This is a genomic window from Kribbibacterium absianum (assembly GCF_030067705.1).
GTDB lineage: Bacteria > Actinomycetota > Coriobacteriia > Coriobacteriales > Atopobiaceae > Kribbibacterium > Kribbibacterium absianum.
This window is the reverse complement of the sequence record NZ_JASJEX010000003.1, coordinates 443,399-459,587: the sequence shown is the minus strand read 5'-3', so window position 1 is coordinate 459,587 and position 16,189 is coordinate 443,399. Positions and strand designations below refer to the sequence as shown.

Below are 16,189 nucleotides of genomic sequence, written 5' to 3'. Positions count from 1 at the left end.
CAACGAGACATTACCCTGCGGGCAATGTCTCGTTTCAACACTGCGTGGTGGCCCGTCTACACCAGCTGCACGGCTCGGCGCTTGCCCACCTGCAGGAAGGCCTTGTCCACGAGCGCCGGGTCCACGTTGTAGGTCTTCTTCTCCACGGCCACGTCGTTCACCTTGACGCCGCCGCCGTCGATCAGGCGCCGGGCCTCGCCGATGGACGGCGCCAGTCCCACCGTTGCGAGCAGCTTGGGCAGGTACACGAGCCCGTCGTCGTTGAGCTCGACCTCCCAGGCCACCTCCTCGGCCTCGGGACGCTCGTGGGCCTTGAACACGCGGTCGAACTCCTTCTCGGCCGCAGCGCCCGCGCCCTCGCCGTGGTACAGGTCCACGATGTTGGCCGCCAGCTGGCGCTTGAGCGCATAGGGGTCGCCGGTCCCGTCGGCCAGCGCGGCGTCGATGGCGTCCACCTCGTCCACTGTCAGCGTCGAGGCCAGGCGGTAGTACTTGCCGATCAGCTCGTCCGGGATGCTCATCACCTTGCCGAACATGTCCGCAGCCTCGTCGGTGAGCCCCACGTAGTTGCCGTAGCTCTTGGACATCTTGAGGTGACCGTCCGTGCCCTCGAGCAGCGGCATCGTGAGCGCGATCTGCGGCTCCATGCCCTCCTTCTCCATGAGCTGACGCCCGGCCAGCAGGTTGAATAGCTGGTCGGTGCCGCCCATCTCCACGTCGGCGCCGATCACCACGGAGTCGTAGGCCTGCATCACGGGATAGAGGAACTCGTGGAGCGCGATGGGCGTCTGCGACTGGTAGCGCTTGGTGAAGTCGTCGCGCTCGAGGATGCGCGCCACGGTGAAGTTGCTGCAGAGCTCGAGCAGCCCCTTGAGGTCCAGCGAGAGGATCCAGTCGGCGTTGTAGACCACGGTTGTCTTCTCGGGGTCGAGGATGTGCATCGCCTGCTCCACGTAGGTGGCGGCGTTGGCCTCGACCTCCTCCTGCGAGAGCTGCGGGCGCGTCGTGTTCTTGCCGGAGGGGTCGCCGATCAGGGCGGTGCCGTTGCCGATGATGAGCGTCACGTGGTGCCCGAGGTCCTGGAACTGCCGCATCTTGCGGAGCGGCACCGCGTGGCCGAGGTGCAGGTCCGGGCTCGTGGGATCCACCCCCAGCTTGATGTTGAGCGGCTCGCCCTTCTCGAGCTTCTTGCGCAGGCCGTCCTCCGGAACGATCTGGGCGGCACCCGAGGCGATCACTTTCATCTGTTCGTCGACGCTGAGCATGGGACCTCTCGCTTCCTTCGCGGCGCAGGCGCGCCGGCAGTGGTTCGCAGCCCTCCTATGCTAGCCGATAACCGCGCGAGCCCGTCAAAGGAAAGGGCCGCCCCTCTCCATCCCGAGAAGGGCGGCCCTCCGCTGCGCACGGCTCTGTGGCTCAGTAGACGACGACCCGCGTCCCCGTCGGGATATGGTCGTAGATCCACTTGGCATGGTTGATGTCCATGCGCACGCACCCGTGACTGATCCACATCCCCAGGCGGCCGTCTTGGACACGACGGGTCCCCTGGTTGTACTTGATGGAGTGGAACAGGTAGTCACCGTAGAACTGCGTCCAGTAGTAGCACGTGTAACCGCTGCCGAACGAGTACCCGCGGCTGCCAACCGAGAAGGTGCCCCTGACCGTCGGGGTGTTCGGGGCGCCCACGCTCACTGTCCAGTATTGGATGCGCTTCCAGTTGCGGGTGTGGCCGGTGTACACGCCCACCTTGCAGTTGTTGCGGTCCACCATGATCAGGTACGAGGTCCTGCTCGACTGCGTCCAGGCCCTCCTGCCCATGTCGTCGCTCGGCATCACAACGGTGCGACAGGCGTTGGCCGTGGAACCGGGCGCCGCGTTGCCCTTGCGCACCAGCTGCACCTGGAACGCCTCCATGCGCTTGCTGATGCCCGTGGAGCCCGCGCTCGCGCCGTTCTTGGCCCAGCCGCCCCACCCAAAGGATTGCACGTGCCCGCGGTAGTACACGTCATAGAGCCCGGCCATCGTGCCCGTCAGGCGCACCTGGATGGCCTGCACGTTCCTGCCAGAGGTGCCCGCCGTCGTGCCCTCGTTGTACCAGCCTGTCCAACCGGTCCCCGCGATATGGAGACGGTACTGCACGGTGCCGTTCACGCGATTGGAGCCGGACAGGTTCATCTTGAGCTGGTAGATGGCACGGCCCTGGCCAGTGGTGCCGGACGTGCCGGAGGTGGCCGACTGCCACCCGGTACCGGCCAGGTTGGACGCATAGGCGATAGCCGCGGAGCTGTAATAGCACCCGGACGTTGACCCCGGCGCAGCGCCGCCCTTGGGGACGACGACCACCTGAATGGCCTCGGCGCGAAGGCTCAGACCCGTCGTGCCGGCCGTCTCGCCGTTCTTGGCCCAGCCGAGCGTACCGAGCGTCTGACAATGCACGCGATAGTACACGTCGTAGTTGCCAGCGTTCGTGCCGGTCAGTTTGATCCGGATGGCCTCGATGCGCTTGGACTGGCCGGTGTAGCCGGCGGTTTGACCGTCCGACACCCAACTTTGGTTCCAGCCGTAGCTCTGGCCGTGTACCTGGTAGGCGATGCCGACGCCCTCGAGGTTCCTCACAGACAACCGCACGGCCTCCAGGCGCTTGGACTTGCCGGACGTGCCGATCCACTCGCCGGGGAACGCCGAGGAGAGCCACCCGTAGGTCTGGCAGTGGGCGGTGCCAAACACGCCGCCGTTGACGAGCAGCACCGAACCAGTCGTAGGCGCGTCGGCAGGGGCGGCGTCACCCTTCTTGACGATGACCACCTGCAGTGCCTCGACGCGCTTGCCGAAGTCCAGTGCGCCGGTGTCCTCGCCGTTCTTGGCCCACGCGAGCCACCCGTACGACTGCATGTGGACGCGGTAGTAGACGTCGTACTCCTGCTCCAACTCCTCGGTCAGACGAACGGCCACGCCCTCGATGGGGAGGGATCGCCCGATCGTCCCGGCCAGAGCCCCATCGGCCATGAAGGCCTGCCACGCCCCGTTCACATAGGCGCGATACTCGATGGACCCGCTGAGAGCCTCAAGCGCGACGCCGTCCACGTCCGCGACCTGTTGCAGCGACAGTTTGAAGGCCTCGAGCCGCCTGGAGAGGCCTGATGTGCCGACAAGCCCGCTCACACCGTCAGCACCCGATAGGGGACCCTGATCGCCGGAGGACTGCACATGAGCCCACGACACGATGGTGGGCAGCGGTCGCTCCACCGTGACGGGTTCCTTCGGCTCGTCCTCTTCGGTGCCCGTTCCAGAGGGGGCATCAGCGTCCGCACCAGAATCAACGCCGGCACCCGCCTCGGGGCCCGCCTCAACATCGCCCGTAGAACCAGCATCGGCGGCCGTCTCGGGATCGACGTCAGCGTCGGCCTTCGAGCCAGAGGCCTCCTCGGAGGGCTCCTGAGCAGGGACCCCCTCCGTGGACGCCTCGGTAGCCGCTGCCGCATCGGCGGCAGCGGCCGATTCCCCCTCCGCCTTTGCAATCGCAGGCGCCAGCGCCAACAAACATGCGCACAGCAGCGCCACAAGCAATGCGCGGCCACCCCTCAACAGTTTCTTGGGCACGGGTCTTTGGGACACGAGAACCACCGATCCTCTCTTGCCGAGCATATGTTCAGAACCGTTTAACGTCTGTGGATTCGACGAGTATACGGGAGACCCCGAGAGGAATGGGCGGGATTCCTCGGCGGCAAGCGTTGTGTAACGCCGCACAGGAAAAGGGCGCCCGGAGCCAATGCCCCGGGCGCCCCCGCGCGTTCGATGAGCCCTACGCTGTGCGCATGCGGTCGCTCGTGGACCCGGGCGCCGCACCGCCCTTGGGAACGAGCCGCACCTCGAGCGCCTCCAGGCGCTTCGAGAGACCGGAGGTGCCACAGTCCTGGCCGTTCTTGGCCCAGCCGGACCAGCCAAAGGTCTGTCGATGCGTGCGGTAGTAGACGTCGTACACGTTGGCGATCTCGCCGGTGAGCTTGATGCGCACAGCCTCCAGCCGCTTGGACTGCGCCGCGGTGCCGGAAAGCTCGCCGTCCTTCTTCCACGCGCTCTCCCAGCCATAGCTCTGCACGTGCGTCTGGTACTGGATGGAGCCAGAGAAGGCTCCGGACGCAGCCAGCGAGACCTTGAGGCCCTCGAGCCGCCTGGACTGGCCGGTGGTGCCGGCGACCGCGCCGTCATAGACCGCCGACTGCCAGCCGAAGTCCTGCACGTGGGTCTGGTAGCTCACGAGGTGTCCGGGGCGGAACGCGTTCGCGGTCGAGCCCGGGGCCGCGGAGCCCTTGGCCACGAGCTTCACGCGAACGGCCTCGGCGCGCTTCGAGAGGCCCTGGGTGCCGCACGGCGCTCCGTTCTTGGCCCAACCGGTCCAGCCATAGCTTTGACAGTGGACTTGGTACCAGACGTCGTAGGACTTCGCGAGCTTGTCGTCCAGCTTCACCTTGATGGCCTGGACCGCGCGCTGCTGGCCAGTGGAGCCTGCCTGCGCGCCGTTACTCACGTAGGGCTGCCAACCCACGTCCTGCACGTGCGCTGCGTAGGAGACCGCGCCGGAGAGGCTCGACGGCAGCCAGATCTTGAACGCCTCGAGGCGCTTGGACTGGCCGGTGTAGCCTGCCTGCTCTCCGTTGGAGACCACGCTCTCCCAGCCATGGGACTGCTGGTGGGCCTGATAGCGGAAGACAGAGGTGTCGGTGCCGTACTGCCCCGCACCGGAGATGATCGCGCTGATCTGCTTCACGAGCTTCGTGCCGTACTCCTTGTCAGCCGCCCACGTGCCCGCGAGGCCCTCGACCGAGTTGTTGGCCTTGCCGAGCGGGTTGATGTACTTGTAGCGGCTGTCCACGCACGTGTTGTTGAGCTTGGCGCTCGTCGCGTAACCCTTGAGGTGCTGCGATTGCGCCAAAAGGCCGGTGGCCACCGTCGAGAAGCTCTCGCCTCGCACACCGTTGCCCGTGGCGCCAAGGCCGCCGAAGTTGCACTGGTCCGGCTGCACGTCGCCGCCGAACTTGAGCCAACCGGTCTCCACGATCACCTGGGCGAGGAGCACCTCCGGGCGCACCCCCTCGGACGTGGCCTGGTCCCACACCGCATAGGCGAACGCCTTCAAGGACGAGACGCCCTTGCTCGCGTAGACCTTCTTGATAAAGGACTCGGCGTCCTTTGCGTAGTAGGGGCTCGAGCTGGAGAACCTGCACGACCAGTTGCTCGGGCACGTGGCGGCGAACCACCGGGCCATGCCCTCGCGGTTGGTGGAGGAACTCCCCATGATGGGCGTCCCGGAGGTCTGCTTCTTGGACGTGGGCCACTTGCCCATGATGGCCTGGGCGTCCGCGACGCCCATGTTCTTGAGCGCAGTCTCGCTCTTGAACTTAGCAGCGTCGGACGCGTTGTCGATGAAGCCGTGCTCGATGATCACTCCGAGGATGCCGTACTGGCCGGAGTACAGCAGGATGCCGTACCCGTCGTAATCGGAGCTCGACAGCAACCGGTTGTTGGCGCCCGTCATGCCCACGGCCTGGAGCTTTGTGAGCACGCTGTTGCCGAAGGCCTGGCCGTCCTGGTAGACGTCCTTGTACAGCGTGGAGTTGGTCGGGACGATCACAAGGGCGCCCGTGCCACCGCCAGAGTTGATGTGGAACGAGACGACCGCCTGACAGCCCGCGTTCCACGCGCGGTCGATGCGCTCCTTGCGTGAGAGGGCGGCGCGCTTCTCGTCCTTGAACTCCGCCTCCGTCACCGTGATGTAGTAGTCGTAGCCTTTGGCCTGGAGCTCGGCGGCGCAGTACTGGACGATCTTCCAATTGAGGTCGCATTCGCGCAGCCCGTTGCCGGTGGCGCCGGAATCAGTTCCCCCATGACCAGGGTCGAGCGCCACGGGCCCGGACGTGCGCGAGGCGATGCGCTCCACGCGCACCGCGCTCGCGCTGAAGACCGCCGCGGTCATCGTCGCGTCCTCTGAGGCCGCCGTCTCCTCCGCGACCTGGGCGGCCTCTTCAATGGTGTCTGACTTCACCACGTTGCCGTCCGCGTCCTGCGCCACATAGGCCGGGTCCTCGGCAGAGGAGTCGTTCTGCTCGTCACGCGAGACGCCGGCAGTCAGGAACGCGAAGGTCGGAACCACACCGTCTCCCTGGGGCACATAGGCCGTCTCCGAGCCGTCCTCCCACCTGACCTGCGCCGTCTCGACCCGCCACTCGCCCCCGAGCACGGCGTCGTCATACGCGAAGGGAACCAGCGCAGCGTTCTCGGCCACAAGGGTCGAGGGCAGGTCGCGCTCCTGGCCCGTGGAGGTCTCCCCCACCGTGACGACAACGGACGCCAACGTGCCGAACGAGTCCTCGCCCAACACCGCGATGTTCTGCGTCTCGCCCAGCTCCACCTGGGCCAGCTCGGCGACGATGAGGCCCACGCCGCTCTCGTCGGCTGCGGGGCTCTCGGTCACGTCGTCGGTGACCTCGACGGTCTCGTCGACGTCCGTGCCCTCGGCGACCGTCTCGTCGTTGAGCGGGACCTCCTCGTCCGCCAAGGCCGTGGTCGGCACGGACGCGGCAGCCGCGCCCGAGAGCGCGAGAAAGGCACGACGATTGATGTGCTTGGGAGTAGCCAAGAAAGTGACCTCCGGGTCGATGGTTCAGTTAGGGCACAAGTGGACCGCGGGCACGCACAAAGCGTCCGTCCATGGTAACGGAGGCGCCCGACGCGCGCCCGTCCCCTCATATCACTGGCCGCAAAGGCCACATAGTGCAGAGTTAGCGGCACGACACTATCGCACCGCGACGCTCCTGCAGCGAGTCTCCAAGACGGCTTTCATGTTTATGACGCAGCGTTTCTGGCTCACAACAATTCAAGGGATTTGGAGACCCCAACACCGACGTGTCAACCGCCCGCCCCGCTCCTCAAGAACCGGTGGAGCGACCGTGTGGGGGTAGGTAGGCTCCAACGCTTGTCCCATAATGGATTCCGATTGGCTGTAAAAGGAGGACTCAATGGGAATTAGGACCCGCAGGGCCCATCGCCACTCCCGCACCCATATCGTCGGCTTCGGCATCGCCGGGGTCTTTGGCTTCCTCGCACTGCTCGTCATCGCGCTCGCCGTGTCCATGGGCTCCATCGTGGACTCCTGGCTCAAGGACCTGCCGGACTACGACTCCGCCGACGCTTACCTCGTCAGCGAGCCCACCACGGTCTTCGACGCCAACGGCACCGTGATCGCCGAGTACTACGCCGAGAACCGCCGGGCCGTGGAGTTGGACGAGATATCGCCGTACGTGGTGTCCGGCACCGTCGACACGGAGGACATCCGCTTCTACCAGCACAACGGCGTCGACCCCCAGGGCATGATCCGCGCCGTCCTCGTGAACGTCGCCGGCGGCCACGAGGGCGCCTCCACGATCACGCAGCAGCTGGTGCGCAACACCGTGCTCTCGGCCGAGCAGTTCGAGGACACGATCCAGCGCAAGGTCCGCGAGGCCTACATCGCCATCCAGATGGAGAAGAAGTACTCCAAGGACCAGATCCTCGACATGTACCTCAACACCATCTACTACGGCTCCGGCGCCTATGGCATCGAGGCCGCGGCGAAGACGTACTTCAACAAGGACGCCAAGGACCTCACACTGGCGGAGTCGGCCTTGCTCGTCGGCATCCCCAACTCTCCGTCCCTCTACGACCCCACCGTGAACCCGGACGCCTCGGTCCAGCGTCGCAACCTGGTGCTCAACCGCATGCTCACAGCGGGCGACATCGACCAGGCCGAGTACGACCAGGCGGTCAACACGCCGCTCGAGCTCAACCGCGGCTCCAACGTCATGGACTCCACCGGCACCTACCCCTACTGGACGCAGTACATCAAGAACCTCCTGTCGGAGGACTTCTCGAGCGACACGGTGCTCAAGGGCGGCCTCAAGGTCTACACGACCCTCGACCCCGGCGCCCAGTCCGCCGCCGAGACGGCCGTGACCGACCAGCTCAACGCCATCGGCCAGGACGGCCTCAACGCGGCGCTCGTGGCCATCGACCCCTCGACCGGCTACATCAAGGCCATGGTGGGCGGCCGGGATTACAACACGTTGCAGATGAACCTCGCCGTGGACGCCGCTCGCCAGCCGGGCTCCTCGTTCAAGATGTTCACGCTCGTCGCAGCGCTGTCCCAGGGCATGAACCCGAACGTGCAGATCGACTGCAACTCGCCGCTGCGCGTCTCGTCCAACTGGATCGTGAAGAACTACGGCGGCGCAAGCTACGGCACCTTGACGCTCCAGCAGGCGACGATGCGCTCCTCGAACACCGGCTACGTGCAGGTGGCCGAAGCGGTCGGGCCGGCCAACATCGTGAAGACGGCCAAGTCCATGGGCATCACGGCGGACCTGCCGGCCTATGACTCGATCACACTCGGCACCATCGGCGTTCCCGTGGTGCAGATGGCGGAGGCCTACTCCGTGCTGGCCGCAGGTGGCGTGCACCGCAACGCCGTCGCGATCACGAAGATCGAGGACCGCAACGGCAACACCGTGTACGAGCACAAGGACAACCCCCAGCAGGTCATCGACGCCAAGGTGGCCTATGCGGCGACCCAGGTGCTCGAGACCGTCATCAACGGCGGCCGCGGGGCGACGGCCTCGGTGCTTCAGAACTATGGCATCAACCAGCCCATGGCCGGCAAGACGGGCACCACCGAGTACGCGGACAACCTGTGGTTCTGCGGTTACACCCCGCAGATTGCCGTGGCAGTGTGGACCGGCTACCCGGAATCCTCGAAGGAGGTCTACGTCAACGGCTCCTCCGGGCACCCCTCCAACACCTCGTGCCCGATGTGGGCGAACTTTGTGAAGTCCTATCTGGGCGACACGGCCCGCGCAGAGTTCACCGACCCGGGCGAGCCGGACTATGTGCCCAACAGCAAGTGGGACTTCGCGGTGAACGCCTACAGCCGCCGTACCTCGGATGACGACACGAACTCGTCGAGCAGTTCCAACTCGTCCGACACGGACTCCCCGAACGCGGACAATGAGGCCCCGGCCGTTCCCACGGACAACACGGGAACCGGCGCCACAACCGGCGGCGGGGGCACGTCGGGCGGCGGCACCTCTGACGCGGGCAACCCCGGTGGTACCGGAGGCAGCTCCGGCGGCGACGGCCCGTCGGATGGCGGCGGCACCGGCGGAGGCGAAACCGGCGGAGGCGAAACCGGCGGAGGCACCGGCGGCGATGCAGGAGGCGGCGCGGAGACCGGCGGCGATGGAGAGACGCCACCAAGCACACCGTAAGCTGAGCAGGCCCGAGCAGCGTATGCTCGGGCCCGCTCCTTGTCTCTCGTGTCCTGCCGCTTCGCGCTAGCCCAGCGCCCCACGGGCGGCTGCGAGCTTCTCGACGGCGAGGTCCATCTGCGCCGCGACGGCCTCGTGGCCAGTGCCGCCGTAGGTGTCGCGACGGGCCACGACGTTGTCGATGTCCACCCAGTCAAAGACGTCCTCGTCGAAGAGGTCGCATTGGGCGCGCAGCTCGTCGAGCGTCAGCTCTTGCAGCTTCACGCCCGCCTGCACGCAATAGGCCACCGTGCGCCCGGCCACGCCATGGGCCTGGCGGAAGGGCATGCCCTTCCCCACCAAGTAGTCGGCCAGGTCCGTCGCGGCCATGTAGCCCTCGTGGGCGCACTCGCGCATGCGGTCGGCCTTCACCGTCATCGTCGAGACCATGCCCCGGAGCGCGTGGAGCGACCCCGTCACCGTGTCGACGGCGTCGAACATCGGCTCCTTGTCCTCCTGGAGGTCCTTGTCGTAGGTCATCGGCAGGCCCTTCATCACGGTGAGAATCGCGACCAGGTCGCCGTACACGCGGCCGGTCTTGCCGCGAACCAGCTCGCCGAAGTCCGGGTTCTTCTTCTGCGGCATGATCGACGACCCCGTCGCATGGGAGTCGTCCATCTCCACGAACGCCACCTCGGCGCTCGACCAGTCCACAAGCTCCTCGCAGAGGCGCGACAGGTGCATCTGGCACACCGCGCAGGCGTAGACGAGGTCGATGATGAAGTCGCGGTTGGAGACCGCGTCCATCGTGTTGGGGATCACGTGCGAGAAGCCGAGCAGGTCCGCCGAGTAGCGCCGGTCGAGGGGATAGGTGGTACCCGCCAGGGCCGCCGCCCCGAGCGGCGACGCGTCCGCCGCTTCCCACGCCGCCTTGAAGCGCACGGTGTCGCGCAGGAACATCCAGAAGTAGGCCATCAGGTGGTGCGAGAAGAGCACCGGCTGGGCGGGCTGCAGGTGCGTGTAGCCAGGCATCACCGCGTCGCCCTGCTCCCGCGAGACAGCGAGGATGGCCTGGCACAGGTCGAGCGCGGCCTCGTAGAGGGTCGCGGCCTGCTCCTTGGCAAAGAGCCGGGAGTCCGTCACGGACTGGTCGTTGCGCGACCGCGCGGTGTGCAGGCGGCCGCCTGCCTCGCCGATCCGCTCCGTGAGCACGCGCTCGACGCACATGTGCACGTCCTCGTCCACGGACGGGTCGAAGGCGATCGCGCCGGCGGCCGCGTCGGCGGCTATCCCGCGCAACCCGCCCACGATAGCGTCGACGTCCTCGGCCGAGAGGATCCCCTGGCGCCCAAGCATCGTCGCATGGGCAATGGATCCCTGGATGTCCTGCGGCCAGAGCCGCTGGTCAAAGCCGAGCGACGCCCCGAAGAGCTCGAGCTCACCCGTCGGGGTGTCAGAGAAGCGACCGCTCCAAAGCGGCGCCGATTGCTGTGTGGCCTGGTTCTCCCCCACGGGGACCCTCCTCAAAAGACGGGGCCCTCGGCGCCGCCGTGCCGAGTCAAAGACGGCGTCGCCGAGAAGCCCGAACGGAACACGACCTCATCCGGTGCGTGGCATCTCACACGGGGCTACTTGAAGACCTTCACCTTCGCGACCGCGCCGGACGGCACGGCAACGAGCACGCGCGGCTTGACCTCGGGCGCGTCGGGGCCCTCTTCGCCCTGCACGCCCAACGTGCGCTGCGCCCACACCTTGTTGGGCAGGCCGAAGAGGTCCATGAAGCCCTTGGCGGCGGAGCGGTCGTAGGTGTCGCCCTCGTCGTAGGTGGCGAGGCCGAAGTCGTACATCGAGTGTTGGGACTTGACGCCGGTCACCACGCAGGAGCCCTTGTACAGGCGCACACGCACCTCGCCGGTGACGGTGCCCTGCGTGCTCTCAAAGAAGGCGTCGAGCGCGTCCTTGAGCGGGCTGTACCAGAGGCCCGAGTACACCTGGCTGGCCCACTGGTGCTCGAGCTGCAGCTTGGTGGCGAGGACGTCGCCGGGAAGGCACAGGCTCTCGAGGGCCTTGTGGGCGGTGATCAGCGTGATCGCGGCGGGCTGTTCGTAGCACTCGCGGCTCTTGATGCCGATGACGCGGTCCTCGATCATGTCGATGCGGCCGACGCCCGCCGCCCCGGCGATCTGGTTGAGCTTGCACACGAGGTCGAACATGCCGAGCACCTCGCCGTCGATGGCCACCGGTTTGCCCTCCTCGAAGGAGATCACGACGTCCGTCGGGGCGTCCGGCGCGGCCAGCGGGTCGTCCGTCATCACCCATGCGTCCGCTGGAGGCTCGTTCCACGGGTTCTCGAGCACGCCGCACTCGATGGCACGACCCCACACGTTCTCGTCGATCGAGTAGGGCGACGACTTCGTGACCTCGATGAAGATGCCATGGTCGGCGCAGTAGTCAATCTCCTGGGAGCGCGTGAGGAGGTCCCAGTCGCGCACGGGCCCCAAGATGTCGAGGTTGGGGTCGAGCGCCTTGCACTCCAGCTCGAAGCGCACCTGGTCGTTGCCCTTGCCGGTGCAGCCGTGGGCGATGGCGACGGCACCCTCCTTGTGGGCGATGTCCACCATGTGCTTGCAGATCACGGGGCGGGACAGCGCGGAGAGCAGCGGGTACTTGTTCTCGTACATGCCGTTGGCCTTGATGGCGCAGGTGCAGACGTCCTCGCAGAACTCGTCGCGCATGTCGATGGCGTAGGAAGCGGTCGCGCCAAGGGAGACGGCCTTCTGGGCGATGGCGTCGATGTCGGAGGAGCCGGGCTGACCAAGGGCGGCGATGGCGCACACCACCTCGTAGCCCTCGTCTTGGAGCCAGGGGATGAGACACGAGGTGTCAAGGCCGCCGGAATAGGCGAGGACGACCTTGCCCTTGGGAGCGGTGGCGGACGTGGGGCTGGCGGTCTGAGCGGCAGTAGCAGTCATGGTTGCTCCTTGTGCGGCAGCGCGCACCGCGTGCGGCTGCGAGGGGTGTTTTCAATTGATGGAGGTCGTTGCTTAAGGACTGACGCGACGTATGCGTCCACCGCCGGCGACAGACAAAGGCCGCCCGGCGGGTCTTTGAGGCGCGGACACCCGGGTTCATCGGACCCGAATGGCCGCTTTCATCGGAAGTTGCGCAGCTTGTTGAGATGGCCCTCAAAGGCCTCGCCGGCCTCAGGGCTGGCGGCCACGACCAGAATGGTGTCGTTGCCGGCAAGGGAACCGATGGCCTCGGGCAGCTCGGCCGCGTCGATGGCGGCGGCGATACCTGAGGCGGTGCCCGGCTGGGCCTTGATGATCACGAGGTTCCCGGAGCGCTTCACGTCCACGACCAGCTCCGACACCATCCGCTGTAGGTGCAGGTCCTCCGCGAGGACGTACACGCCCTCCGGGAGCTTGCGCAGACCCATGTCGGCGATGTCACGGGAAACGGTGGCCTGGGTGCAGGCAAAGCCCGCTGCCTCAAGCTCCTGGACCAAGGCGCGCTGGGTGCGGATGGAGCGCCCCCGGACGATCTCGCGAATCGCGTCCTGGCGATCGTTGCGCCCCTTGACCATGAACCCATGCACCTCGCTTCCCTGTCGTGGCGGCGGTTCTCGAATACTATGCCCGATTCGATGCACGCCGGTGATCCCTCGGCGCGCCTTGACCCACAAAAAGCAGGACTAGGCGCCGGTTCGCTTGGCAAGTGTCATCCCAATTCGGCGGACTCCCATGCAAAGGCTCGACTGTATTGACGGGTTCGTAACAAAGTCAACAGGGAACGCCGGACATTCCGGCATGTGGCGTTCAGAGGGGTGCAGACGGCCTGAGAGGGAACTCGGCGCGCCCCTCGCTGAAAGCGCGCGCCAGTCTGGGGCTATGATGGAGCCGGTCTGAAGCGCCGGGCCCATGAGCCCCAAAAGCGCCGGTCAGAGGGTCGAGAACCCCGACCTCACGAGGGAGCCGCAGTGAACGAGTCACAGAACATGGGCAACAACCGCCCGGTGTACCGCAGCAGCCAGCAGGGTCGGGCTCGGAGCCGCACCGGTTCGACCCGCCGCGGCGCCCAGGGCCAGGGGCGTGTGCGCGCCACGAGCCCGCAGCTGCATGGGCGCGGGTACCAGACGCCCGGCCAACGGCGCCGCAACGCCAACGGCTACCAGCTCCAGCGCCACCCGATCAACTTCGCCGGACGTCGCGGTATGGCCAACCGGCTCGACCCGCGGCTCATCGTGCTCGCGGCCGTGGCCCTCGTGCTCGTGATCGTGATCGTCTTCAACGTCGTGTCCTGCGCGGGTTCGGCCAACGAGCCCAAGGCCGAGGTCTCCTCCAAGGTCTCGGACGACCTGCAGCAACAGCTGACGACCGCCGTCACCACGGCGGACCGCCTCAAGTACATCGCCGAGCACGCCGAGGAATACCCCGAGGCCCTCGTGTCGCTGGCGCTGGCCGAGCCGGCCTCCATCGATTTCGTGTACGACTACCCCTCCGCGAACCGGGACACGGCCGCTGAGTACACGGGCACCGTGACCAAGGGCGAGGTCCCTGCCCTGTTCGGTTGGGACGAGCGCTGGGGCTACCTGGGCTACGGCGACTCGCTCATCGCCCTCACGGGATCGGGCCCCGTTGCCTGCGCGATGGCGCGCATGGCGCTCACCGGCGAGACGGACCAGACGCCCGCGACCATCGCGCAGGCGGCAGCGGACGCCGGCAAGGCCACCGGTAACGCCGGCACCGACCCGTCGTTCTTCACGGACAAGGCCAAGGACCTCGGCATGTCCGTCACGGCGCTCGACATTTCGAAGCCACTCGACTCCGGTTCCTCAGCGAGCGCCGATGACCAGGGCTCCGACGACGCCTCGGGCGCCGATGCATCTACCGATGCATCTACCGAGGGCACGAAGGACAACGAGACGGGCTCCTCGGCGAGCAGCTCGCGCCTCTCGAACGCCGACCTGGGCTCGAGGATCTCGAGCACCCTCGGCGCCACGACCTATCTCTTGGTCGAGACCTCGGGCGGCGCGCTCGGGTCGACGACACACTGGGTACTCGTGTGTGCCGGCGAAGACGGCGCGGTCACTGTGCACGACCCGACGTCCACCGACAACAGCTCGCACGCCTGGGACCCGACCACCGTGGCAAGCGATCTGGCGAGCGCGCTCGTGGTGACGACGCCGAGCGAGTCCTAGGCGCCAGCAGGTTCGATTGATGATCCCCAGTTGGCCTCTTTGCGCGAGAGGGCTGACTGGGGATCATCTTTTGTACGAAAAGGTGGCTCGTGGGAGAAGAAACCCGCCCTTGAATCCACGAGTGCCGATTCCGAGGTCGAGAATGGCAGTCGTGAGCACCCCCCTGTCGCCGAGAGTGCCCCGCTCGGCCTTCTCGGTTGCTTTTCTGATACCGAGCCGAGCTGTTCGCGCGAACGCCTCATCTGGGCATCGAGAATCGAACCATTGCCCATGGGAACCGCAGACTGAACCACCGCGAGCTCAGAGCCTCTCGTATGCCTCGGGTGGCGTGTAATCAAGCCCGAGCAGGTCCGCATGGAACCGCTCGTACCGCTGGTTCCAGTCCCGCGTCTCCAGCCTGAGCCGGTGATTGAGCATCTGGGCAATGTTCCGAGCGTTGAGCTGGAAGCGGAGACGGTCCATCACCTCGCTGCCGACGAGGGTGAGATGCGGAATCTGTCGGATCTCCAGCTCGTTGTGGCGGATCGCGTCCTTGGCGGCCTGCGCCTTCGACTTCCCCTCGTGGAAGTCGAAACCGTTGTACTCCGTGACCCGAAGCGGGTCGAGCCAGTGCAGATCTAGCTCAAGCCGCGAGCGCATCAGGGCATCGCGTCGAGGCTGCAGCTCCACCGTGCCGTTCACGACGGGCTCCGGCATCCCGAAGCCGCCGAGGCGTTGCGGCGCGAAGAGCATCAGGGCGACGGCGGTCTCCATCGGCGACCTGGACCGATCTCGCACCAGCCTCGCGGCCCTCCTCGCTCGTGCGCTCCCCGGCACGCCCCGAGGCATCCGCGCCAACAGAGCGTCAATCTCGGCTTTGGTGCAAAGTGGGTCGCGCCCGATGAACCCTTGGGACGTCCCACGGGTCCGCTGGTCGCGCTCGGTCAGCTTCGCATAGTGGCCGCAGAGCTCCCAGCCGAGCATGAGGGTCGTCGTCAAGGCACACTGACGCGCCAACTGGAGGAACAGCAGCTCCGGAGGTGGGACAAGCAGCCTCGGCTCTCCTGCGACGCCCGGGGTGACCAGCATCCGAAAAACTGGAAGCAGTCCGGCGACGCTCCAGCGGTGTTGCACCAACCCCTCTCGGAACACGGCCGTCTGCCAGGGCAGCCGCATCACGTCCATGGGTTGTCCGCCATCGAGGAGCCCGGACCACACCAGGAGGTTGCGAGCGGCCCACAGTTCCTCCGGCCGAGGGCTCGGGAGACGTGGCGCGGCGGAATCCTCCCTCAGTGCCCCCGCGAGCCCCTGAGACGCCAAAGGAGCCAGGCCCGCTCCTCGGCGCAGCGCCTGAAGCGCTGTGAGATGTGAAACGATGACCGCCATGGGCGCATCATCCCGAAGGGCCCTGGCCCGTCAGTCGCAGGGATTCTTCGGAATCTGGCCGGGCGTCACACATCCTGTCAATCCGCAGGTCACGAAGTCGGGCGTCCTACCTGCGAGACTCCCCTCCGCGCAATCTCCACACCCGAGGGGCGCAACCAGATGACTCCTTGCATTGATGATTCCCAGGTCACCCTTTTGCGCCAGCGAGCCATGCGGGGATCGATTACTGAACCATTGGCGGGATGGCGGCACGCAGAGGGTCAAAAACCGCCTTCCATTCTCGGGATTTGCGCTCCGAGAAGGCTCTGAACCGCGTCTCGAGGCTCCCTGGAGGCTCGACGCTTCGACC

General features: G+C 66.6%; 9 protein-coding genes. 2 read left to right on the top strand and 7 right to left on the bottom strand.

Features of this window, described 5'->3' with window-relative positions; translation table 11 throughout:
• Positions 1-56 precede the first annotated feature (56 nt).
• From tyrS to QJ043_RS07845, 3 genes are all read right to left on the bottom strand, one after another.
• Positions 57-1,265 carry a tyrosine--tRNA ligase gene (tyrS, locus tag QJ043_RS07855; protein WP_283713118.1) on the bottom strand — a complete coding sequence of 403 codons (1,209 nt, stop codon included), beginning with the start codon at positions 1,263-1,265 and terminating at the stop codon, positions 57-59.
• A gap of 151 nt (positions 1,266-1,416) precedes the next feature.
• On the bottom strand, positions 1,417-3,561 hold the full coding sequence (locus QJ043_RS07850) for a L,D-transpeptidase family protein (protein WP_283722792.1): 2,145 nt from the start codon (positions 3,559-3,561) through the stop codon (positions 1,417-1,419).
• 241 nt (positions 3,562-3,802) lie between these two features.
• Positions 3,803-6,637, bottom strand: coding sequence for an N-acetylmuramoyl-L-alanine amidase (locus QJ043_RS07845; RefSeq protein WP_283713116.1), 2,835 nt, complete (start codon positions 6,635-6,637; stop codon positions 3,803-3,805).
• A gap of 379 nt (positions 6,638-7,016) precedes the next feature.
• On the opposite strand from QJ043_RS07845, the gene QJ043_RS07840 reads away from it, so the two are divergent.
• A complete protein-coding gene (locus QJ043_RS07840; protein ID WP_283713115.1) occupies positions 7,017-9,296 on the top strand; it encodes a transglycosylase domain-containing protein in 2,280 nt (759 codons plus the stop codon).
• Positions 9,297-9,362: 66 nt separating this feature from the next.
• Here QJ043_RS07840 and argH read toward each other — a convergent pair whose 3' ends face one another.
• From argH to QJ043_RS07825, 3 genes are all read right to left on the bottom strand, one after another.
• Complete coding sequence (gene argH, locus QJ043_RS07835) at positions 9,363-10,787, bottom strand: argininosuccinate lyase (protein ID WP_283713113.1); 1,425 nt, start codon at positions 10,785-10,787, stop codon at positions 9,363-9,365.
• A gap of 116 nt (positions 10,788-10,903) precedes the next feature.
• Positions 10,904-12,247, bottom strand: coding sequence for an argininosuccinate synthase (locus QJ043_RS07830; protein ID WP_283713112.1), 1,344 nt, complete (start codon positions 12,245-12,247; stop codon positions 10,904-10,906).
• 179 nt (positions 12,248-12,426) lie between these two features.
• Positions 12,427-12,861 (bottom strand): arginine repressor, encoded by a 435-nt coding sequence (locus QJ043_RS07825; protein WP_283713111.1) that lies wholly within the window; start codon positions 12,859-12,861, stop codon positions 12,427-12,429.
• A 393-nt stretch (positions 12,862-13,254) separates the two neighbouring features.
• Between QJ043_RS07825 and QJ043_RS07820 the strand changes: the two genes are divergently transcribed.
• On the top strand, positions 13,255-14,475 hold the full coding sequence (locus QJ043_RS07820; protein ID WP_283713110.1) for a hypothetical protein: 1,221 nt from the start codon (positions 13,255-13,257) through the stop codon (positions 14,473-14,475).
• Positions 14,476-14,775: 300 nt separating this feature from the next.
• Here QJ043_RS07820 and QJ043_RS07815 read toward each other — a convergent pair whose 3' ends face one another.
• Positions 14,776-15,453 carry a hypothetical protein gene (locus QJ043_RS07815; RefSeq protein ID WP_283722791.1) on the bottom strand — a complete coding sequence of 226 codons (678 nt, stop codon included), beginning with the start codon at positions 15,451-15,453 and terminating at the stop codon, positions 14,776-14,778.
• Between the last annotated feature and the right edge of the window lie 736 nt (positions 15,454-16,189).

Coding starts and splice junctions, on each gene's coding strand:
- tyrS (WP_283713118.1), bottom strand. CDS start 1,265: ATGCTCAGCGTCGACGAACAGATGAAAGTGATCGCCTCGGGTGCCGCC.
- QJ043_RS07840 (WP_283713115.1), top strand. CDS start 7,017: ATGGGAATTAGGACCCGCAGGGCCCATCGCCACTCCCGCACCCATATC.
- QJ043_RS07830 (WP_283713112.1), bottom strand. CDS start 12,247: ATGACTGCTACTGCCGCTCAGACCGCCAGCCCCACGTCCGCCACCGCT.
- QJ043_RS07825 (WP_283713111.1), bottom strand. CDS start 12,861: ATGGTCAAGGGGCGCAACGATCGCCAGGACGCGATTCGCGAGATCGTC.